The following is a 21774-nucleotide window of genomic DNA, read 5'->3' as shown; positions in this document are numbered from 1 at the left end:
TTAAAAGCCCCTTAAGGAGTTATAACGTTCAATTTCATGTAGTCCCTTAAAACTTCGGGAACAACTACAGAGCCGTCCTTCTGCTGGTACTGCTCTAAAATAGCTATAACTGTCCTTCCAACGGCCAAACCGGAACCGTTGAGCGTATGGACCAACCTTGTTTTTCCTTCCTTATCCCTGAACCTAATTTTGGCTCTTCGTGCCTGAAAATCCTCACAGTTCGAACAGGAGGAAATCTCCCTGTACCTCTCCTGAGAAGGAATCCAGACTTCAATATCGTACGTCTTTGCAGCCGAAAATCCTAAATCTCCGGTACAGAGCTCCACAACCCTGTAGTGGAGGTTTAAAAGCTGTAAAACCCTCTCTGCCTCCCTTACAAGCCTCTCAAGCTCTTCGTAGGAGGTATCCGGGTGAACAATTTTCACAAGTTCAACCTTGTTAAATTGGTGAAGCCTCATTATTCCCCTAACGTCCCTTCCATGGGCTCCTGCCTCCCTTCTAAAACAGGGAGTATAAGCTGTGTAGTACTTTGGAAGCTCCTTCTCACTTAGTATTTCACCAGAGTGGATGTTTGTTAGCGGAACCTCTGCAGTTGGAATGAGCCAAAGGTCGTCGTTTTCTACTTTGTACAGGTCGTTCTTAAACTTTGGTAGCTGTCCCGTACCTGTCATCGTTTTTGTGTTTACCAAGAAGGGGGGAATTACCTCTTCGTAGCCGTGCTCCTGAGTATGAAGGTCAAGCATAAAGTTGATTAGGGCCCTCTCTAACTTAGCTCCCCACTTTTTGTATATGACGAACCTTGAACCTGCCAACTTTGTTGCCCTTTCAAAGTCAAGTATGTCAAGATTTTTGGCTATGTCCCAGTGGGGAACTGGCTCAAAATCAAACTCTGGCTTTTCCCCCCAGTATCTAACAACAACGTTGTCGTTTTCATCCTCACCAACGGGAACTGAAGGGTGTGGAGGGTTGGGAATTGACAAAATCAGACTGTTAAACTTCTCCTCTATTTGAGAAAGTTCCCTCTCCAACTGAACGATTCTATCTGAAATCTCCTCAACTTTTGATTTGAGATTTAAAGCATCTTCCTTTCTTCCTTCCTTGAATAGCTTTCCAATCTCCTTAGATAGTCTGTTCCTCTCAGACTTTAACTTCTCAACCTCACTTATGAGAGCTCTCCTTTCACCGTCAACGGCTAACAGCTCATCAACCAACTCAGCGTAAGCTTTGTCCCTCCTTGATAGAAGTTCCTTTATCCTCTCAGGCTCCCTTCTTAATCGCTTTACATCAATCATCCTCTCCTCCATCCTCAGATGTAACAACGGACACGGAAACTACAGAATCACCCTCTGAAAGCCTTTGTATTCTGACTCCCCTTGTGTGCCTTCCGTAAACGGGAATATCCTCGCTCTTAACCCTAATAATTTTCCCTTTCTTGGAAACTAAAATTACAGGTTCTCCATCCTTTAACGTAACGGCATAGGCGAGCTTACCCGTCCTTTCGGAGAGCTTTGAAGCAATGAGTCCCTTTCCTCCCCTTCTCTGGAGAGGGAACTCGTCAATCTTAACCCGTTTTCCGTATCCCTTTTCAGTAACAATTAGTAGGTATCTATCGTCCGGCTCAACTATTGTTGCAGAAACAACGACATCGTTTTCATCTAAAAGCATTCCCCTAACTCCTCTTGCTCCCCTCCCCATCTGGCGAACGTCCTGAACGGGAAACCTTATGGCTTTTCCATTTCTTGAAACCAAAATGGCATTGTCCTTTTCGCTTACCAGACCTACAAAGATTAATCTGTCTCCAGGTTCCAAATTAATGGCATTTATTCCCGTTGAACGGGGGTTTGAAAACTCAGAAAGGGGAGTCCTCTTCACGTATCCCTTCTGAGTAACGAAGAAGATGTCCCTTTTAACGGAAAAGTCACTTACAGGAATTATTCTTGAAACAATTTCATTTCCTGACATTCCAGGGAGAAAGTTTCTAATCGAATGTCCCCTTGAAGGCCTCTCCATCTTTGGAATTTCGTAAGCCTTGAGCCAGTAGACCTTTCCCTGATTTGTGAATATGAGTAGGTAGTCCTTTGAGGAGGCAGTTATAACGTCCTTAACGAAATCTCCTTCCCTCGTTCTTATTCCCCGAACTCCAGTTCCGCTCCTTCCCTGAGTTCTGTAGGATGTAGCAGAAACCCTTGCGACAAATCCCTTGTGAGTGAGGAAGATTAAAACCTCTTCTTCCTCAATCATTGATTCAACGTCTATCTCTGCTTCCTTTGAAATTATCAGTGTTTTTCTCTCGTCGGCATAGGTTGAAATTAATTCGTCCATCTCTTCCTTTATCAGCCTCTTCTGCTCCTCTTCGTTCTCCAAAACAAACCTGTAGTACTCGGCTTCCTTTTTGAGTTTGTTATACTCCTCCTCTAACTTTTCCCTCTCAAGTCCTGTAATTCTCTGGAGTTTCATGTCAAGGATTGCTTTAGTTTGAGTCTCCGTTAAACCAAATTCCTTAGAGAGTTCCTCCTGTGCCAACTGGGGGCTCTCTGCACCCTTAACAATTTCAACAACCCTATCTATGTTTTGGAGAGCCCTCTTCAATCCCTCTAATACGTGGAGCCTTGACTCGGCCTTCTTAAGAAGAAAGGCCGTTTTCCTTAGAATGACCTCTTTTCTAAACTTTATAAATTCAGATAGATACTTCTTTAAGTTAAACAGTTTCGGTTCTCCGTTGATGAGAGCAATCATGTTGTAGTTGAAGTTCGTTTGGAGTGGGGTGAACTTGTAGAGCTTATTCAGAACAACCTGAGGAGTAGCTTCCCTCTTCAGCTCTATAACAACCCTTATCCCTTCCCTGTCCGATTCATCCCTTATGTCCGAAATTCCGTCTATCTTCTTTTCCCTGACAAGGTCTGCAATCTTCTTGATTAGGTCCGCTTTGTTTACCTGATAGGGGAGCTCCGTAATTACAATTGCCGTCCTCCTTCCTATCTCCTCAATCCTGTGTTTTGCCCTTACCGTTACACTTCCCCTGCCGCTCTTGTAGATTTTTGGAATGTCTTCGGGATTTATTACCTCAGCACCTGTGGGAAAGTCAGGTCCCTTAACAAACTGAAGGAGTTCCTCAGTTACAGCTTCTGGGTGGTCAACCAAGTACTTAACGGCCTCGCAAACCTCCTTTAGGTTGTGGGGAGGAATGTTTGTTGCCATTCCAACTGCAATTCCTGAGGCTCCGTTTACCAGCAAGTTCGGAAACCTTGCAGGGAGAACTTCCGGTTCTTCAAGGGAGCCGTCAAAGTTTGGCTTAAAGTCAACTGTGTCCTTTTCTATGTCCTTAAGGAGCTCCATAGAAATTCTTGAAAGCCTTGCTTCGGTGTTGTGGTTTATAAATCCGTTGGCAACAAAGGAGTGGCAAGGACTGTCAACTTTAACGGAGTAAACTGTTTCTACTCCTGCATCCTCTATCTTCTTTACCTTTGCAAAGTAGTACCTGTTTTTAAGGAGTTCCTCTATCAGCGAGATGTCCTTGTAGCTTAGGACTTTCCTTAACTTCGGCAGGTTTTGCTGAAGCCTATCGTACCTATCAAAGTTTATCTTCTTAATCCACCAGATGTTATATTTATTCCGAATGTATTCGGAAATAAATGGTATAAAGTCTGTCTTAGAGAGGCTTCCCTTTTTGTCCTTTAGTAATTTCTGATATAGCTCCTCCAATTTTTTCTGTTTTTCCCCTGCAAAACCTATGAAATCCTTAAATAGTTTTACGTTTTCCCTTCCTCCTATTAAAAGTCTGAAGTTTTCTCTGTCTGGGTGAATTTTGGAAACTATTCCAAAGTGTAGGAGAAGGATTTGAAGTTCCTTTATAAGCCTTAGGCTCTTTGAGGAGTAGGAGATAACAACAGACCTGTTAGTTTCGTAAACGCTGCCGTCACCCTCAAAAAGGGCTTGCAGAAAGAGTCTCTGTACTTTCTTTCCGGACATTAAAATGGCTGGAGGGATGCCCTTTTCTCCACTTTTCCCTGAAAATCCTAACAGCTTAAGATTTTCTATGAAATGTTTTTCGTGTACTTGAATTTCAACTAACGTTTTTCCACTGGGTAACTCTCTTTCATACCTGCATAGCCGATAGCCCAAAGTTTTTATGTTCTCTTCAACTTTCTTTGCAAACTCCTTGTCCGTATTGTTAAATCCGACCCTATTTTCTGAGCTGTAGCCTTCAGAGGTAAGAGCTCCGAGGAGAAAGGCTTCCTCTGGAGAAACCAAGTCCTGGGAGGGATTAATGTTGTTAAAATTTCGGTTTATTATGACGTAATCTCCCTCAGATACCCTTTTTAGGAGCTTCCACTTGAAGACGGGTCTGTTGTTTTCTACAGTAAAGGTAAGAATTGGGTGGTTAAAGCTTCCCTTTATCTCAAATCCCTCTTCCGTTGTGATTTTAATAACAGGGTGTTTACCGGAGTTGAAGAATTTCACTGCTCTGTTTACTTTCCCGTTTAGAGACTGAACCTTTACATTTATCTCTACTTCCGAATTTTCCTCCGTTTCTGCCAATTCGGATATGGGAATTATTCCCCTATCTGTGGTTATGAGGGTATCTCCAGTTACACAGTACCTCATTGCCGCTGCAGAGTCACCGTCTATTGAGCCGAAGTTTCCCTGACCGTCAATGAGGGGATACCTCATTGAAAAGTCCTGAGCCATTCTGACCAGTGCATCGTAAACGGCAGTATCACCGTGGGGGTGGAACTTACCCAACGTTTCCCCAACTATACGGGCACTCTTTTTGTAGGGCTTATCCGGATATAGGTTAAGCTGGTACATCGAGTAGAGAATTCTCCTGTGAACGGGCTTTAAACCGTCCCTGATGTCGGGGAGAGCTCTCCCGACAATTACGCTCATTGCATAGTCCAGGTAGGACTGCTTCATCTCATCTTCTATCGGAACTGCTATTATCCTCTCCAACTAACTCCTCCTCTTCTAACTGGTTAATTAAGTTGTCGTAGTAAATTTCCTCCATCTCTTTCTCAGGGAAGTGGGAGGGTGGAGGATAGTTTTTAACTATCTCCTCGTAAGGAGGTTCAAACCTACCGCATCCGTACTTTTCACAAATTTTCTCGGCTATTTTACCCCATGGAGGAGCTGAAACAACTCCACCTGCTGCTCCTCTCCACATTGTTTGGTAGCTGTCCCTTCCAAACCAAATGCTCATTACGAACGATGTGGTAAAACCTGTAAAGTAAGCATCTTTAAAGTCGTTTGTAGTCCCGGTCTTTCCGGCAACGTCAAAATCCTTTGTTAGGTAGGATATTGTTTTAGCCGTTCCCCTCTTTACTACATCCTCTAAAATCGACCTTAGAATTACTACTGAAGCGGTATCTGAAGCCCTCTTTAGCTTTGGAAATCCCCGATAAACCACTCTTCCAAATTTGTTTTCAACCTTTTCAACAACGTAAGGTTCCTTTAATATTCCATCGTTCTGTAGTCCTGAAAAAGCCCTTACAACCCTGTATAAGTTCGATGGGAAGCTTCCTAAAACGTATGAAAGGTTAAAGGGAGAGTTTTTATCTATCAATTCAAACTTGATTAAGTTTTTCCTCACCTTTTGAGGAAACTCCATTGCCAGATGGAGTGTTGCAACATTAACGGAGTTCATTAGTGCCTCTCTGAGGGTCATAAAAGGGGAAAATGTTCCTTCGTAGTTCTGAGGCCTCCACCAGACTCTCTCTCCCGTCTTTGGGTCAAACTTGTCTGTAGGTTTCTCTATAGGCTGGTTAGAGATAAAGTCCAGTGGAGACCAGCCATTTTGAAATGCTGTCAGATATGTAAAGGGTTTTGCAGTGGAACCGATAGGCCTTTGGACTTGGAAAGCTCTGTTTAACTTTGTTTCTGAGTAATTACTTCCACCGACGATAAAGATAACTCTTCCGTCCCTGTCAACGGCAAACCCTGCACACTGAAGGTCATCAACCTTGTGTTTATTCGCATAGAAGTCCCTGTAGTTTTTCAAAATTTCCTGAGCGTAGTTTTCAATTTCTGGGTCTAAAGATGTAAATATTTTGTAACCACCCGTGTAGAGCTCCCTCTTTGTAAGAATTCCCTTTTTAAGAATCTCGTACTTAACAAAGTCCAAATCGTAGCCGGCAGTTCTTGGAAGATTTGGGGATTTGAGAGGAGTTAAAGGTTCCTTAATGGCTTTCTCGTACTCATCCTTTGTTATGTAGTTTTTCTCTAACATTTTCTTCAGTATAAAGTTTCTCCTTTTTAGAGCTCTCTCAGGATGTTTAAAGGGATTGTAGTACTCTGGTCCTCTTATTATTCCAGCAAGGAGAGCACACTGGGCAGTTGTAAGTTGATAGAGGTCCTCTCCAAATAAAACCCAGGCAGCTGCCCTAACTCCGTAGGCTCCGTTTGAAAGGTAAACGTAGTTGAGGTAGAGCTCTAAAATTTCTTCCTTCGTTAGTTTTTTTTCCAACTTCCTTGCAAGCTCAATCTCCTTCAACTTCCTCTCTATTGTCCTCTGTGGAGAGAGAAAAATCATCTTTGCAAGTTGTTGAGTTATTGTACTTCCTCCCTGAACAACCTTTCCTCTACTAACGTCTGTGATTGCAGCCCTTAAAATCCCTATTGGGTCTATACCCTTGTGGCTGAAGAATCTATCATCCTCAGCGGTAACTACGGCATATACCAGGTTTAAGGGAACTTTGTCGTAGGGGGTGTACAGCCTAAAGTGTTTTTGATAGTAAAAGCCAATAATTTTTCCATTGTTTCCGTAAACTTCTGAAGCAAAAGGGGGCATGAGTTTCATTTCGTAGGATTTTGAAGCGAGTGAAGGTTGAAAGAGTGTAATTACGGCAACAAGTGTTAAAAGAAACAAACGTAGCATTCATGCCTCCATTGGAAATTTACAAGGGAAAATTTATTGCATATTTATAGAATTTGAAGTTTTCTCTTCACTTAGCAGAACTTTAAATTTGCAGCGAATCGAATTTTCAATTAAATAACACAAAGACCTTGAGAAACAATTGATTGAACTAAATTTTCCGTGAAAGTGAAAATTGTAACTACCGATTTGCTGCAAAAAGGTACTTCTTCAGAACATGGTATAATTAACAAAGTAATTACAAATCTTTGACTTCAGAGAATATGGATTTCGAGGTTTTATCTGAACGTAGTGGGATATAAAGCTCAGAGGAGACCTTCACTAAGGCAAGGCACGTTCTAAAGTTTTATCTGAACGTAGTGGGATATAAAGACAAGCATTCAAAGCTTTTTGAGTCAACTCATTCAAGTTTTATCTGAACGTAGTGGGATATAAAGCGTTAAATGAGCTCCGAAAGTGGCCGCCCATCTGTTGTTTTATCTGAACGTAGTGGGATATAAAGGTTTTTGTTTTTCTTTCATAAACCGGAAGCTTTTTTCGTTTTATCTGAACGTAGTGGGATATAAAGAATGCAAAACAGGAGGAAATAGAAGAGTTCTTTAACTAGTTTTATCTGAACGTAGTGGGATATAAAGTAGCCTCCGGTAGCTCTATTGTGTCAATAAGTGATAAGTTTTATCTGAACGTAGTGGGATATAAAGCCCATAAAGTTCCGTATCTAATTGCTCTTTCTAAGGTTTTATCTGAACGTAGTGGGATATAAAGTGCTTGTTGTTGGGGCTTTTATAGCTGGTTTTCACGGTTTTATCTGAACGTAGTGGGATATAAAGTAGTTTCTAAAACGACAGGTTCAACTGCATTACAAATTAGACAGTTTTATCTGAACGTAGTGGGATATAAAGCCTCGGCGGGCGTTGCTGTGCCTCGTGGCTTGGCGTTTGTTTTATCTGAACGTAGTGGGATGGAAAAGATTATTTCTTCATTAATTCTAAAACCTCCCTTATTCTCTTTCCCAAACTCCTTGCTGTTTTTAAGCCCCATTCATCAATCTCAAACTCATCATCAACCTGCTTTGCTACTGCTGCACACCCAAAGTGTGATGTAGGGTCGGAGTCTGAGACAACAATCATTCCATGAATTAAGGCCCATGAGAGAATTACCTGAAGTGTATGCTCCTGTCCACCGTGTTTTGTTGCTCCTACTGCAATTGCTCCACAAACTTTGTCCTTTAAATCCCAGTTTACCCTCAAAGTTCTTGAGCGGTCAAAGAGGGTTTTGAGCATTCCAGTTACGGAGCCAAAGTAAACAGGAGAGCCAACAATTATTGCGTCCGCTTCCTTCATCTTTTGAGCTATTTCCTCGTAACCGTCCTTAACTATACAAATTCCTCCGTTTCTTTTACAGGCATTACAAATTTTGCAGTATTCAAGAACGTAATCGGATAGAGAAATTATTTCTGTTTCAAATCCTTCAAGTTCTTTAAAAGCCTCCTCTATTAAAAGGAGCGTAGAGCCCTTTCTGTGAGAACCGTTAATTCCTAATACTTTCATCTCTCCTCCCTATCTCTTTTTGAAAACGATTCTTATGGGTATTTTGTTGAAACCAAAGATATCCCTAAGCCTGTTTTCTAAAAATCTCCTGAATGACTTTGGAATTCCTTCGGGGTAGTTTGAGAAGAGTAAAAATGTTGGAGGTTTCGTTTTAACCTGCGTTCCGTAGTAAATTTTAACAATTTTATTTTTGTAAACGGGAGGCTGGTGAATCTCCATGAGTTTTTGGAGAGCTCTGTTGAACTCTCCCGTTCTTACCTTCTTCGTATACTGAGAATAAACATCTTTAATCTGCTTTATTAGCTCCTCTAATCCCTTCTTCTCCTTTGCAGAAATGAAAACTCTTGGTGCGTAGGGAATAAAGTCAAAGGTTAGGTCCAATTCCCTGTGAATTCTCTCCCAATCAGATTGGGTTTTAAGCTTGTCAATTTTGTTAACAGCAATTACTATAGGTTTGTACTTTTCAAGTGCTATTCCTGCTATCTTTGCATCCCTCTCTGTTGGCCCCTCCTCTGCATCTATTAGAAGGACAACTACATCGGCCCTATCAATTGCATCTAAAGCTCTCAAATAAGAGTAGTATTCAATATCTCTTATCTTTCCTCTTCTTCTAATACCGGCCGTATCTATAAATACAAATTCGTCATCTCCGATTTTTACGTAGGTATCTATTGCATCCCTCGTAGTTCCGGGAATATCACTAACTATGGCTCTCTCCTCTCCCACAAGAGCGTTTAAAAGGGTCGACTTTCCCATGTTTGGCCTTCCGACTATGGCCACCTTGATGGGTTCTTTTTCCTCCTCCTCTAAAGTGTACTCCTCTCCCCTTTCGAGTGACTCTGAGAGCTCCCTCAGTTCTTCGGTGGCTTCTCCAGAGATTAGCTTTTCTGCCTTTTCTCTCCTTTCTGCCTTTAGAAATTCCTCCCTCGCCTTCTCCTTCAGTTCTTCAGGAAGCTTTTCAACAATTTTCTCTTTAAGAGTAGGAATTCCTATCTTATGAATTGCAGACACAGGGATAAGTTCATCAAATCCCAACTTGTAAAACTCGTAGATAACATCTTCCATGTAAGGCTCATCAACTTTATTAACTGCAACAATTACAGGTTTTTCCCATTTCCTAAGAATTCTTGCAACTTCCTCGTCCAAAGGAGTTACTCCCTCTTTTCCGTCAACCACAAACACAATAACGTCAGCTTCCTCCATGGCCCTCTTGGCCTGTTCCGTCGTCTCCTTTGCAAACTCATGACTCTTACCTGTAGTATCTACTCCACCCGTATCAACCAAGAGTACTCTATAACCATCAATATCAGCTTCTTGGACAACTCTATCCCTTGTAACTCCTGCAGTATCATCAATTATTGCGACTTTTTTTCCTAAAAGTCTATTGAAGAGAGAGGACTTTCCAACGTTTGGCCTTCCGACTATTGCAACAACGGGGAGTCTCTTCATTACTCCTCCGCCATGACGATATCGTAGAGTTTCTTAAATACGCACGTGAATTCAATAGCTTCATCGTACGCAAATGGAACAGTTTCGATTTCCCAGATTTCCTCTTCGTTATAAATGTATCGAGTTCCTATAAAAGCGACGTCAGAGAACTCTCTGAAGTAGTACTCCCTATCTCCTTCACTCTTTGCACTGTTTAGAAATGAGCGGAGCTCCTCAACACTTTCAAAATTTGTAGTTGTAGGTACGGCAAATTTTAGAGCGGCATAGGTATTTCCACACTTTCTACACTCACCGTACATTTGAGTATCATCTATGACGGTCCTGAACTTCTTTTCCTTTACAAGCTCTTCAACCATCTCTATAAGGTCAACGAATGGTTCGTCATCCTCCCCTAAGTAGACCTCCTGTTCCGTTTCCTCCACCCTGTCTGGATAAACTACCATAAGTGGAGCTCCACAGTATGGGCACTCTATCCTCTCTCCTTCATTAGATACCGGTTCCAAAATTCCTACGAGTCTTTCAAAGAACTCAGATAGGTCGTAGTCGTCAGCGACAAGTTCTATTGGTTCGTTACACATAGAAAAGTCATACTTGTAATTCCTGCTTATAAAATCCTCCATCTTCTCCTCCTTTTTCTTTTAGAAGGAATTTAATAAAAAAATAAAGAAGGGGAAAGGATTATCCCCTTCCTATATGGCAAAACTGGTTAGTTTTATTATGCTTCTTTTGAGGAAGTCTTTTCTTCTGTTTCTTCTTTAACAGCTTTTACGATTGCTTCAGACAGGTAGTATCCCGAAAGGAGCTGTAATCCCCAAACGATTAGGGTAGGAATTGAAGCCCCTAAGGCTAAAGCTTCAGAAATTGGAGCAAAAACTAAGGAAGATATTATGTTTAAATCGAAAAGAATTGCTATTAGGAGCACCAAAAAGTATCCCAAATAGTAGGCATATTTAAATGGTTCAAGAGCACTGTACCACATGGAAAGAAGAGCGGCTGTACTTAGCTCTTCTAATTTTTGAAGCTTGGCGGCATTACTGTTCTTGGCAACGCGGTTTAAAAGGTTCTCCTTGTCAAGTTTCTCACCTTCTATTAGCGACTTTGCGCTGTTTGCTATCTCTCCGTAGTTAAAGATAAGTCGGTTTGCAAAGAGCCAGAATCCTAAAAATCCTACAACAAAGGCAGCAGCTTCAGGATAGGATGCTATTGTGGCAGTTAAAAAGAAAGTTCCAACTACTACTAATCCCACAAATAGAATGAGAGAAATCCACCACAGAATTCTTTGAACTCCCATTACTTACCTCCCTCTTTTGTCTTTTTGCTGTTTTTAGCAGCTGTCTTTACTCCCATTGTAAAGGGATGGGCAACTGTATAAACGTCAGGAGAGAGTGGATGAACGTAGCTAAAGGTTGCTAAAACGGCATCTCCAACTTTTAACTTTTCAGTTCCCGACTTTAGCTTCATTTCAACTCTCGTTATAACTCCCGGAGGAAGAACAATGTGGACGGGAATGTGTGAGATGACGTATCCCTTTTCGGAGCTCTCCTTTCCCGGAGTAAAGACAAAAGATTCATTAACTATTGTAATTGGCAATCCGCCAGGGTTCAGCATTGAGTAAACTATTGAGTGATTTTCCTTGTTATACTTAGCATCAACAACAATAGGAGAAGCAGGAATTGATGTTACAATTTTTTCAACAGAGCGAGTTCCAAAGAATTCTCCTATTCCCCATCCTAAAAATAGTGCAACTAACGAAATTAAAATTAAGATTCCTGCAGGTTTTCTCATTTCTAACCTCCTTAGTAAGTTTTCTTAATTCCCCCCTCCTCCCCATTTTTATTAATCCTCCTTTTCTTCTCCAAGAAGTTTTACTGCTTCATCTCTTGTTACTTCCACCATGATAGAACCAATTTGATAAAATATTTTCCGTCCATCAGGGAGGCTCTTTAGAAACTCAATAATTTCTTCTTTACTCTTTTCTTTCTTCTTCTCCATTTTTTCTCTCCTCCCCTGCTTCAGCATGACCGTGTTCTCTTATTTTTTGGGAAAGTTCTTCTACTCTTCCGTAGAGCTCTACAATTGCCCTTTCAAGAGCTTCTCTTAGTGCAACTCCCGATACAATTTCCTTCTCTATCTGTTCTACTGCCTCATCAAACGGAAGTTCTACACTTATTCCACTTCCAATATTAATCACAACTTTTTCAACATTTTCGAGTTTTGCCCCAACTTGAGCGATTCTCCCAACAGGAAGGAGTACTTCTTTACCAGCTCCAAGCTCCTTAAGATTTTTTAAGGTTGTAATTGTCTGTCTGTACTCGGAAATGAGGGCATCTAACTGGGAAATCTCCACCCTTAGTGCCTCAATCTGCCCGATTAGACTTCTCAACTGTCTTGTAAGGCTTGTCATCTTCTTTTCATCCTTTTTAATCGCCATGGCACACCTCCTTTAAAGTTTTCATTTAAATTTTCAGTTCACACCAACCGGCAGTACACTTTTCCCTTGGAAGGTAGATAACCCTTTTTGGTCTTATATCCATCTTTAATTCTTTCATAAGCCTTTCCCTTACTTCCTTCACTCTCCAAAAGAAGAGAAGTTTTCCTCTAAATCGCACTTCTGTCCACATTCCCACTCTTAACGGAATTTCCCATCTTTTCATGTCGTTCAAAAGGGGCTTATAGAATCTCTCAGTAAGGGGATGTTCTCCAAGCATCGACATTTCCATCCTTGCAAGGGCTTCACAAAAAGAGTGCCCTGCTGCCCTTAACTTTTCCAGATAGGGAGAGGGAATAGGAACTTCCACTATACCTTTGAAAACTTCCGCTTTAAATTCCTCTACCTCATGCCAGTTCTTAAGGTCAAAAATCTCTACTTTTGTTTCAAAAACCTCTCCTTTGAGTTCTAATCTTTCAGGAAACTGAATTTCTCTAAGAAGAGGATACTTGTCGAAAATTATCTGCTTTATCCTGTCAATTACTGTATCAATCTGTAACTTCTCCCTGAGAAGGTATCTCTTTACCCTGTTTTCAATCTCCTTGTCCTTTTTTATGTAGTAGTAGATAACTGCACTATTTACTGCTTCTCTTAAGATGTTACCAGGAAGGAAGGGCCTTCCCTCCTCATCCCGGGGAAAACCTTTCTTTGAGAAAAGTATCGGAGTCCAGGTTAAGAGCTCCATAACTCTCCCTCCTATTTAAAGGCTGCCAGTATTTTGTCGGCCTTTTCTGCTATGTCTATTTCGAATAGAGCTATGGTTGGTAGCAGCCAGGAAACTCTAAACCTTGGATCTCCATCCTTGTTCTCCCCGAAGTAAGCGAGGGCGACCCTTCCGAATCCTGCCTCCTTTTCAACTTTTTTGGCTTCTCTTAGAAAACGTCTTGCAATGTTTGGTAACCTTTCAAAGGGGTACGGTTTCCCTTCCTGTCCCCTCTGTTTTACAAGTTCTGTTGCAGTTCCTACATTTCTGAGGGCTTCTATTAGGTGGTGAAGCTTGTGTTTTTTAAAGTAGGCTAGCAGCAATGATGCAGCTGGAAGTCTTAGTATTTCTATGTTGTTCTCTCCCTCTCGGAGCTCCCCAACTAAGTATGCCCTTCCTGATTCCATTTCAATGTGGGCAAAGAGTTTCTTATTTTTGGGGAGTTCCTCTAAAACTTCGCTAACTTCGTACTTTATTCCGTTCTCCTCGTAGATATCCCCCTTCTGTCTCTTTCCGTATTCAGAAACGAAGTAGCTCTCCTTTCCCTCTTTTTTGCCCAAGATAAGGTCTAATCCCCATCTTTTTAGAGATTTGAACTTAAACTCCCTCTCCTTCTCAGGTTGTCCTAACGTTTCAAAAACTAAGGTATTTAAGGCCTGAATCTCTCTAAGTTCTCTCAAATCCATCTTTAAATCTCCTTTTTGATTTATTGATTCTAATATTTAATTTAGGTTATCTAAATAATTATGTCAAGTTATCTAAAGTAACATTGTAAATATTGACCACTATAATTTCACTAAAGGAGGTAAATCAATGAAAGACTGCTACGAATACCACATAAAAACGTCCCATACGTACGAGAGTGTAAGAAGGCCACACTTTCTCGACTGGTCTAACTACCCTTCCCCCTTCAAGTTCTACGAAGGAGTAAGGAGGTTTAGACTCCTTCCCTTTATTGCTGTTACTCAGGAAACTATTGATACCCTCTATAGGATTTGCCTCCAAGGGGCTGTTGAAAGTCTCTCTCTTCAGGAAATTTCAAACCTTGCCTTCTCAATGAACGGAATTACAAAGGTTGAGAACTTCCACGGAGAAACTTTTGGATTCAGGACAACTCCGTCGGCTGGAGCTCTCTATCCCTTTGAACTTTACCTCTTTATTAGGGATTTAACCGAAATTCCTGATGGAATTTACCACTATCAACCGTACGACCACACATTGGAGCTCCTTTCAGAAGGAAACTACTTTGAAAGTCTACAAACGGCTCTCTGTACCACTGTAGAGACAAACTGCGTTGCTGTAATAACTGCCATTTACGAAAGAAGTGCATGGAAGTACAGAGATAGGGCATTCCGCTACTGCCTCCTTGATATAGGCCATATGGTTTCAAACGGTGTTGTCTATTTAAAGAGCGTAGGACTTGAAACAACTGCTCTATCGTTGTTTAACGATGATTCGGTAAATGAACTTTTAGGAGTAGATGGAGAGAGGGAATTTTCTCTATGTGCCTTAATTCCTGAAAAACCTGCCCTCTTTTGGGGAGAAGAGTCCTACCCTCCTGAAAAATTTCCGGAAACCCTACCAGTTCTGAGAAAGCCCGTAAGGAGTGAGTTAATTGAAAAGGTTTACAAACTTTCAAAGATGGATAATTGTGAATTTTTTAGAGATATTCCTGAATCTGAAGGTCCCTTTCCAGAAGTTAGTTCACTTCCCATTTCCAAAGTTATAAAAAAGAGGCGTTCAAGAAGGGGATTTACAGGAAAGTTTATCTCCTTTGATGAGTTTAGGTTCATTGTTGAGTCATCACTTCTCTGTTTCCCCTCCGATTGGGGCTTTCCTAAGTGCAACTTTTTCATTCAGGTTAGAAATGTAAACGGCGTTCCGGACGGCGTATATACGGTTGTAGATGGAAGTTTGACGTTAGTTGAAAGGGGAAACTTCGGAAGGGAAATGGCATACCTCTGTTTGGGACAGTCCTTTGTAAGTAGGGCAAATATGAATGTTGTTTTTACCTACCGATTTTCAGATGGAAACTGCAGGGATTACAGGGGAGCTCTAATTGAGGCCGGAGCTCTTGGCGAGAACCTTTATCTTTCCTCAGAATCATTAAACCTTGGAGCTTGTGGAATTGGAGCTTTTTACGATTTTGAACTTCAGAGGTTTTTAAATTTAGAAAGTAATGAATTGCCCGTTTACGTTGTCTCTGTAGGTTCTCTTTAATTGACGGAATACTTGGGAGACTTTATATTATATTTCCAATTTGTCACAAATCCTCCACTTTAAAGGCTGATTAAAATCCTATTAGGAGTTTTTCTATGAAGATTCCCGGTTTTTCAAGAATTGAGGAGATAGAGTCAAAGTTTAACATTTCCATTCCAAAGGAGGAGAAGAAAAAGCTTAAAAGGGTTGTAGAAAAACACCCAATGTTCATTCCTGACTACTATGCCAATTTGATAAACTGGGAGGACCCTAAAGACCCAATTAAAAACATAATTTTTCCGAGTTTAGATGAGCTTAACGTTTCAGGCTCCTACGACACAAGCGGAGAGAAGGAAAACACCGTTTTGACAGGTCTCCAGCACAAGTACAGAGAAACTGCTCTTTTACTCGTCACAAACAGGTGTGCAGGTTACTGTAGACACTGTTTTAGAAAGAGGCTTGTTGGAATCCCAACCGATGAAACTTTAAAGCTTTTTGATGCAGCACTTGAGTACATTAAAGGCCATCCAGAAATTACAAACGTTCTCATATCCGGAGGAGACCCTTTAGTTCTACCAACGGACGTAATAGAGTACTTCTTAGGAGAACTGTCAAAAGTTCCACATTTAAAATTCATCAGATTTGGAAGTAGGGTTCCAGTTTTCTATCCTATGAGGATTTACGAGGATGAAAAGTTGTTGGATGTCTTTTCAAAGTATTCAAAGCCCGAGAGGAGAGTTTACTTAGTTACACACTTTAACCACCCAAGAGAAGTTACAAGAGAAGCCAGAAAGGCCGTTGATTCCTTGATAAGAAGCGGTGTTCCTGTAAGTAACCAAACTGTTTTGCTGAAGAATGTTAATGACTCGCCAGAGACCCTTGCAGGATTGATGAAGGAACTAACATCAGCCGGTGTTATTCCCTACTACGTCTTTCAGTGTAGGCCTGTAAAAAGGGTAAAGAGCCACTTTCAAGTTCCTCTGAAAAAAGGTTACGAAATAGTTGAGAAGGCAAAGCAGATGTTAGATGGTCATGCTAAGAGGTTTAAGTACATAATGTCCCACAAAACCGGAAAGATAGAGATTGTCGGAATAATTGGAAATGAAATCTATCTAAAGTACCACCAGTGTAAAAATCCCAAAAAAGTCGGTAAGCTCTTTAAGAGAATCCTCACTCCAAACGCCGGTTGGCTCGATGACTTAAAGCCCGTTAACAGGGAAGAGGTTTTCGTTTAGAACCTCTTTCCCTATTTTCCTAAAAAATTCCCTGTCCCTTAGTCCTGGATGAGGAACTTTAAGTTCAGGTGTTGAGATTTTCAGTCCCTCAAGTCTAACTATGTCAATGTCTATAACTCTTGGTCCCCATCTGTAGGTCCTGTACCTCCCGACCCTCTTCTCTATCCACTTTAAGAGTTTTAAAAGTTCAAAGGGAGGATGGAAGGTTTCAACCAAGAGGCCGTAGTTTAAAAAGTGTGGTTGATTTGGAACTCCAAAAGGCTCTGTTTCAATTATAGAACTCCTCTTCAAAACCCTACCTACAAATTTCTCAATTAAAGTTTCTGCTCTCTCAAGATTTTCCTTCCTATTTCCCAAGTTTGTTCCTAAAATCAGGAGAGCTCTCAAATCTTTCCCTCTAACAGCTTTACTAGAAGCTGGATGGCCTTTTTAGCGGCCTTTCTCCTCCTGTTATTTCTCCTCTTTACAGGGTCGGGGTCATTGTCCTCAAAGATGAACTTAAAAACTTCGACTCTATCTCTAAAGGAAACGCCTATGTAGGTTAATCCTTCCGGCTTTTCTGGGGTTCCTCCGGTAGGACCTGCTATTCCCGTTGTTGATATTGAACAGTCTGTTCCTATTAGCTCCTTAACACCCAATGCCATCTCCCTTGCCGTTTCTTCACTCACTGCTCCGTACTTTAATAGGGTCTCTGCCTTTACATTCAAAACCTTCATCTTTACACTGTTATCGTAGGCAACAACTCCTCCCATAAAGTACTCAGAGCTCCCCGGAACATTAACAATACGTGCAGCAACCAAACCTCCTGTACAGCTTTCAGCAGTCGATACTGTTAGCCCCTTCCTTGTTAAAATCTCCTTCAGTTGAAACTCAACTCTCATCTCTCCCTCCAAAAACTTCCCTTGCCCGTTTTATAACTTCCTCTGCTACGTTCTTCGGAATGCCAATCCTTCGGAGCTCCTCAATTGTTGCCATTGAGAGCTCCCTTAAATCCGGATAAAACCTCTCTATCAGTGTTTTCCTCTTAACCCCAAGCCCCTTTATTCCATCAAAGGAACTCCTCAACATCTCTCTTTCCCTAACTTTTCTATTGTAGCTTATTGCAAATCTGTGGGCCTCATCCCGAAGGGACGTGAAGAACCTGAAAAGTAATGGATACTTCTTAGTTTCAATGATTTCTCCGTCGTCCGTGAAAACCAACTCCTCCTTCTTTGCTATTGAGAACACCCTGAAATCCAGATTTAAGGAATCCCTGACCCTTACGGCCACGTTGAGCTGTCCTACTCCCCCATCGACTAAAACGAGGTCTGGAGCTCTGACCTCTCCCGACTTTATCCTCTTAAACCTCCTGTTCAAAACCTCCTCCATTGATGCATAATCGTTGACGCCATCTACACTTCTCACTCTGTACCTTCTGTAATCACTTTTAACAAACTCTCCATTTTCCCAAACAACGCAAGAACCTACAGTTGCCTCTCCCTGAAGTGTCGAGATGTCAAAGACCTCCACCCTATTGGGAAAGAAATCGTAAAAGACAGATTCATACTCCTCTCTCAGCTTTTCAAGATTTAACCTTGCCCTTTCGAATTTTCTGTTCTTTTTAACAAGGGTCAAAATGCTCTCTGGTATATCCTCCGTTTTATAACGGGAATCAAGGGATTTAAAGTTTGTAAAAATCCTATCTGGAAGTTCAAAGCAAGAGTAGTTGTTCTTCAACCATATCGTTCCAACAACTTCACTCGAAATTTTTTCCTCTCCGTAGTTAAAGAGCTCCTCAAGTAATTCCTCATCCCAGGGGTCAACAGGGTCAAACGTAAAGCTCTCCTTTCCGTAGATGATTCCATTCCTAACTGTTAACTTAACTCCGTTAAAGAGACCCTTTTTCTCTTCCAAGTAGAATATGTCACAGTTGGGAAATTCATCAAAGAGGTAAGAGCTCCTCTGATAGACCTCCTTAATTGCAAGAAGCTGGTCCCTCAGTGAGGCAGCCCTTTCAAACTCCAACTTCTCGGCTGCCTCCTCGATTTTTGAGTGGAGTTCCTTTATGAGCTCCTTAACGTTTCCCTTTAGGAAGGATAGAGCTCCCTTAACTTGGTTTCTGTACTCCTTCTTTCCAACGTAGCCACAGCAGGGGGCTGTGCACCTTTCTATGTAGTACTGGAGGCAGGGTTTATTCCTCTTCTTTAATTCCTTGCACTTTCTCAGTTTAAAGGTTTTATGGAGGAGCTCCTTTAACTGCCGTGCAATTTTGGGTGGAATGAACGGACCGAACTTCTCTCCGGAAACATCGTCCTTTTTCCTTACAATCTTTACAGTTGGAAACTCCTCATCCGTTATAACGAGAAAAGGATAGCTCTTATCGTCCTTTAAAAGAACGTTGAATCTTGGAAGGTACGTTTTTATCAGCTCAGCCTCAAGTTTTAAGGCCTCCCTTTCACTCTTTACCACAATGTAGTCAAAGTCACAGGATGAGCTGACGATTTTGTAACTCTTATCGCTTGGATTCGTGGCCGATAGGTGATTTAGAAGTCTCCTCTTTAAGGATTTTGCCTTTCCAACGTAGATTACATTTCCGTCCCTATCCTTAAACAGGTAAACACCTGGAAGCTCTGGAACGGACTCAACCTTACTCTTCAAAGTACGATGCACAGGACGTTGGAGTTTCATAAATTTTCACCCTACTGCACTTTACTCCTAATGGTTTTACATTTTCAGAGACAAACTTAAAGAAAAACCTTGCCAAGTTCTCAGAGGTTGGTGAACCCTTGAAAAAGGCTATTCCATCAATTAGCCTCTGGTAAAAATCTGTAATCGGAGATATCTCGTTCGGTGAGTAGCTATTGAAAGTAATGAAATTGAATCTATTTAAATCCTTTAATGAAATTTCAGAGATTTCTTTCGTCTCAATTCTAAAGTGTTCATCAACTATGGTAGATTTGGCTTTTCCGTGTGGAATAATAAAACTGTTTCCATTCGTTAAACCTAACCTTTCAAGGAGGAAATGAAAGGCCGGGTCATCCATTCCTAATATTAGTTTATGGTCAAAACAGTCGTCTATAAACTCCTTCAACCACTTCAAATGACCAAAATCGGTAACCATCTGACTTTCATCCAATTTGTCAGAGGATAGAAAAACCTTGAGCCTGTAGTTGTGACCGTGTCCGGGAAGTCTTCTACACTTTGGATAACTGTTACCAGCCCATTCTGGATTAAGCCTTTGAGAGTGAACCGAGTGGGCAGACGAAAATTCAAATGTCTTTGATATTTCAAACATTACTCGTCCTCCGGGTTAAAGTTTAAGAAACTGACGGTTGTGGTTCCGTAGCTCCTCTTTTCAACCAACCACTCCTCGTCTTCAGGAATGAATGGATTCTTCTTCGGCTCCTCGAGAATTAAGAGACCGTCCCTATCGAGTAAACCTAAGTTTTTAACCATGTTGACAACTCTTGTGTAGTAACCTCTTTCGTAGGGTGGGTCCGCATAGATAAAGTCAAAAACCTCTCCTCTCTTTGAGAGTTTTTTAAGGGCTCTTGTATAGTCATCGCAGATTACTTCGTACTTTTCCCTTGGAATACCAAGCTTTTTAAGGTTTTCCTTTATAAGATTACAGAACCTTCTATCGCTCTCCACAAAAACAACCTTTTCTGCTCCCCTGCTGAGGGCTTCAATTCCTATAGAGCCCGTTCCTGCAAAGAGGTCTAAAAACTTTGTTCCTTCAAGGTAGTTATTCAAAATGGAAAAGACCGACTCCTTTACCCTTTCCGTTGTTGGCCTTAAAAGCTTTGTATCCTCCCTTTTTGGCATCGATTTGATTGGCCTTCCTCTATATTTTCCACCTACAACTTTCATTCTGACTCCAATAAATTAGCGTTAGTACTTAATTTAAATAGAAGGAGGAAATTGTGAAGGTTCTCCTTTTTGTGCTTCTTCTCTTTCAAACCTCCCTTGCAGGAACACTTACAGATTACTTTAAGGGAATAAATACACTTCATATTGTTTTCTCTCAGAGGATGGAGCTCCCCGTTGCCGGTGATGAAGTTACCATGTACAAAGGAGAGATTTTCTACGAAAGACCTTTAAAGTTTCTCTGGAAGTACACGTGGGGAAGCAAATCCCTTGTTGTCTCAAACGGCCGTTTAATGGAAACAGTTCTTGATGATGGAACGTGTCAGATTTCAAGTGTGAAGGAAAATCTATCCCTGTTTCCCATTCTGGAATTGGTAGAAGCTCCAGAACTCTTAAAGGAGGAATACAACATTATTCACAGAAAGTTAAACTCTGATGAAATTTTCATTTTAAAACCGAAGAGTAAAAATTCCTACTTTAAGGAAATTAGATTTCTCTTTGAAAGAGATAGACTCAAGGAAGTTGTTGCAATTCAGTACGATGGAACAGAGCAAACTTACCTAATTAAGGAGTTTGAGAGGAACGTTCCGCTGAGAAATTCCCTCTTTAAGTTGGAGGAGTGTGAAAGGCCGGCTCAGAGCCAGCCTTAAGGAGGGTACCATGGGAATTGGAAGGGGAAGCTATAGAAAAAAGCTATCTTTGAATCGATTCATCTAAATATAATAACTTTATGTTGTTCATAAATATATGAAACAAAAGGTTAAGGCGTCAAGGAGAAATTCTTAATTATTAAGCTATAATTTTTAAAAAACGCGAGCTTGAAGGTAAGATGGAAGTACTCCTGTTGGGACCGGTTAGGGGAAATTTAGAAAGGTTCTTAGGGTTAATTGAGGTTTCTAATCCGGATGTGGTGGTTTCGTTAGGAACCCACGGATTTGAGCAGCTTGTAAAAATTCCTCAGAGGTGGTTCTATTCCCGAGGGAAAGGGGATAGAATTGAGGTTTTATCAAGGAGCTCTGGCATTGACTTCATGTCCCGAATTTTCAAGACAAAGGAAGGAGTTGTATTTTCTGGAGTAAGTGGAGTTTACAACCCTTCAACTGCAAAGTTTACCCGTTCTGAGTGGATAAGAATAAAGGGAAAAATAGGAAGAAGCAAAATAAACTCCATTTTTAAAGAGGACGTTGAAAACCTGATAGCTCTTTTTTTAAAGAGCGGTGAAAAGAGGTTGAACTTTTTAGTTGTTTCTGACGCTCCAGATAAACCTGTATTTAAGGAGATACTTGAAATAACGAAACCCGAATACGTATTTTACCCCTCAAACGTTTACAAAAAGGAAAGAGTTGGAAACTCTACATTTGTAGGCCTTGAACCGATAGAATCTCCCTTAGGTAAATATATTCTAAGGTTTTGTTAAAATTAATTCTCATTAAAAT

The 21774-nt window shown here is 41.0% G+C and carries 21 protein-coding genes and 1 CRISPR repeat array; of the genes, 4 read left to right on the top strand and 17 right to left on the bottom strand.

All coding sequences use genetic code 11. From position 1 onward, the window contains the following. Nucleotides 1-11 precede the first annotated feature (11 nt). From serS to FN732_RS00985, 12 genes are all read right to left on the bottom strand, one after another. A complete protein-coding gene (serS, locus tag FN732_RS01040) occupies nucleotides 12-1292 on the bottom strand; it encodes a serine--tRNA ligase (RefSeq protein ID WP_142933714.1) in 1281 nt (426 codons plus the stop codon). Then, a complete protein-coding gene (locus FN732_RS09535; protein ID WP_425456856.1) occupies nucleotides 1285-4914 on the bottom strand; it encodes a DNA gyrase subunit A in 3630 nt (1209 codons plus the stop codon). Before FN732_RS09535 ends, serS begins: the two co-directional genes overlap by 8 nt. 1 nt (nucleotide 4915) lies before the next feature. Continuing rightward, the gene (locus FN732_RS01025) at nucleotides 4916-6871 is read right to left on the bottom strand and encodes a transglycosylase domain-containing protein (RefSeq protein ID WP_142933712.1); all 1956 of its coding nucleotides are present in this window, start codon (nucleotides 6869-6871) and stop codon (nucleotides 4916-4918) included. A gap of 272 nt (nucleotides 6872-7143) precedes the next feature. Then, nucleotides 7144-7837: direct repeats of the CRISPR family, unit length 29 nt; unit sequence GTTTTATCTGAACGTAGTGGGATATAAAG. Nucleotides 7838-7839: 2 nt separating this feature from the next. Then, nucleotides 7840-8418: a flavodoxin family protein gene (locus FN732_RS01020; protein ID WP_142933710.1), complete on the bottom strand. Its 579-nt coding sequence runs from the start codon at nucleotides 8416-8418 to the stop codon at nucleotides 7840-7842. A gap of 9 nt (nucleotides 8419-8427) precedes the next feature. After that, nucleotides 8428-9867 (bottom strand): ribosome biogenesis GTPase Der, encoded by a 1440-nt coding sequence (gene der / locus FN732_RS01015; protein ID WP_142933708.1) that lies wholly within the window; start codon nucleotides 9865-9867, stop codon nucleotides 8428-8430. Beyond that, nucleotides 9867-10487: a hypothetical protein gene (locus FN732_RS01010; RefSeq protein WP_142933706.1), complete on the bottom strand. Its 621-nt coding sequence runs from the start codon at nucleotides 10485-10487 to the stop codon at nucleotides 9867-9869. Before FN732_RS01010 ends, der begins: the two co-directional genes overlap by 1 nt. A gap of 95 nt (nucleotides 10488-10582) precedes the next feature. After that, nucleotides 10583-11158, bottom strand: a complete 576-nt coding sequence (locus tag FN732_RS01005) for a hypothetical protein (protein ID WP_142933704.1) — start codon at nucleotides 11156-11158, stop codon at nucleotides 10583-10585. Beyond that, complete coding sequence (locus FN732_RS01000) at nucleotides 11158-11652, bottom strand: hypothetical protein (protein WP_142933702.1); 495 nt, start codon at nucleotides 11650-11652, stop codon at nucleotides 11158-11160. Before FN732_RS01000 ends, FN732_RS01005 begins: the two co-directional genes overlap by 1 nt. A 51-nt stretch (nucleotides 11653-11703) precedes the next feature. Continuing rightward, nucleotides 11704-11859, bottom strand: a complete 156-nt coding sequence (locus tag FN732_RS09530) for a prefoldin domain-containing protein (RefSeq protein ID WP_185954193.1) — start codon at nucleotides 11857-11859, stop codon at nucleotides 11704-11706. Next, nucleotides 11834-12298, bottom strand: coding sequence for a prefoldin subunit alpha (pfdA, locus tag FN732_RS00995; RefSeq protein ID WP_142933700.1), 465 nt, complete (start codon nucleotides 12296-12298; stop codon nucleotides 11834-11836). The genes FN732_RS09530 and pfdA overlap by 26 nt, the downstream gene beginning before the upstream one ends. A 25-nt stretch (nucleotides 12299-12323) precedes the next feature. After that, nucleotides 12324-13040 (bottom strand): hypothetical protein, encoded by a 717-nt coding sequence (locus tag FN732_RS00990; RefSeq protein WP_142933698.1) that lies wholly within the window; start codon nucleotides 13038-13040, stop codon nucleotides 12324-12326. An 11-nt stretch (nucleotides 13041-13051) separates the two neighbouring features. Then, nucleotides 13052-13744, bottom strand: a complete 693-nt coding sequence (locus FN732_RS00985) for a TIGR00703 family protein (RefSeq protein WP_142933696.1) — start codon at nucleotides 13742-13744, stop codon at nucleotides 13052-13054. 127 nt (nucleotides 13745-13871) lie between these two features. Between FN732_RS00985 and FN732_RS00980 the strand changes: the two genes are divergently transcribed. Together FN732_RS00980 and FN732_RS00975 are read left to right on the top strand one after the other, a co-directional pair. Further along, nucleotides 13872-15278, top strand: a complete 1407-nt coding sequence (locus tag FN732_RS00980; RefSeq protein WP_142933694.1) for a SagB/ThcOx family dehydrogenase — start codon at nucleotides 13872-13874, stop codon at nucleotides 15276-15278. A gap of 95 nt (nucleotides 15279-15373) precedes the next feature. After that, nucleotides 15374-16492 (top strand): KamA family radical SAM protein, encoded by a 1119-nt coding sequence (locus FN732_RS00975; protein ID WP_142933692.1) that lies wholly within the window; start codon nucleotides 15374-15376, stop codon nucleotides 16490-16492. Here the strand turns inward: FN732_RS00975 and folK are convergent. The 5 genes from folK to rsmD are packed head-to-tail and all read right to left on the bottom strand — an operon-like array spanning nucleotide 16457 to nucleotide 20341. Continuing rightward, nucleotides 16457-16879, bottom strand: coding sequence for a 2-amino-4-hydroxy-6-hydroxymethyldihydropteridine diphosphokinase (gene folK, locus FN732_RS00970; protein ID WP_142933690.1), 423 nt, complete (start codon nucleotides 16877-16879; stop codon nucleotides 16457-16459). The genes FN732_RS00975 and folK overlap by 36 nt on opposite strands. After that, nucleotides 16876-17373, bottom strand: coding sequence for a CinA family protein (locus tag FN732_RS00965; RefSeq protein WP_142933688.1), 498 nt, complete (start codon nucleotides 17371-17373; stop codon nucleotides 16876-16878). Before FN732_RS00965 ends, folK begins: the two co-directional genes overlap by 4 nt. Beyond that, complete coding sequence (gene uvrC / locus FN732_RS00960) at nucleotides 17363-19129, bottom strand: excinuclease ABC subunit UvrC (RefSeq protein ID WP_142933686.1); 1767 nt, start codon at nucleotides 19127-19129, stop codon at nucleotides 17363-17365. The genes FN732_RS00965 and uvrC overlap by 11 nt, the downstream gene beginning before the upstream one ends. After that, complete coding sequence (locus FN732_RS00955; protein WP_142933684.1) at nucleotides 19119-19766, bottom strand: 6-carboxytetrahydropterin synthase; 648 nt, start codon at nucleotides 19764-19766, stop codon at nucleotides 19119-19121. The genes uvrC and FN732_RS00955 overlap by 11 nt, the downstream gene beginning before the upstream one ends. Then, nucleotides 19766-20341: a 16S rRNA (guanine(966)-N(2))-methyltransferase RsmD gene (gene rsmD, locus FN732_RS00950; protein ID WP_142933682.1), complete on the bottom strand. Its 576-nt coding sequence runs from the start codon at nucleotides 20339-20341 to the stop codon at nucleotides 19766-19768. The genes FN732_RS00955 and rsmD overlap by 1 nt, the downstream gene beginning before the upstream one ends. Nucleotides 20342-20394: 53 nt before the next feature. Here rsmD and FN732_RS00945 point away from each other — a divergent pair, with 53 nt between their 5' ends. Both FN732_RS00945 and FN732_RS00940 read left to right on the top strand, forming a co-directional pair. After that, on the top strand, nucleotides 20395-20988 hold the full coding sequence (locus FN732_RS00945) for a LolA family protein (RefSeq protein ID WP_142933680.1): 594 nt from the start codon (nucleotides 20395-20397) through the stop codon (nucleotides 20986-20988). 179 nt (nucleotides 20989-21167) lie between these two features. Then, nucleotides 21168-21755 (top strand): hypothetical protein, encoded by a 588-nt coding sequence (locus FN732_RS00940; protein ID WP_142933678.1) that lies wholly within the window; start codon nucleotides 21168-21170, stop codon nucleotides 21753-21755. Nucleotides 21756-21774: the final 19 nt, after the last annotated feature.

The sequence above is a fragment of the Balnearium lithotrophicum genome (assembly GCF_900182585.1).
GTDB classification, from domain to species: Bacteria; Aquificota; Aquificia; order Desulfurobacteriales; family Desulfurobacteriaceae; genus Balnearium; species Balnearium lithotrophicum.
This window is presented reverse-complemented; position numbering and strand designations above follow the sequence as displayed.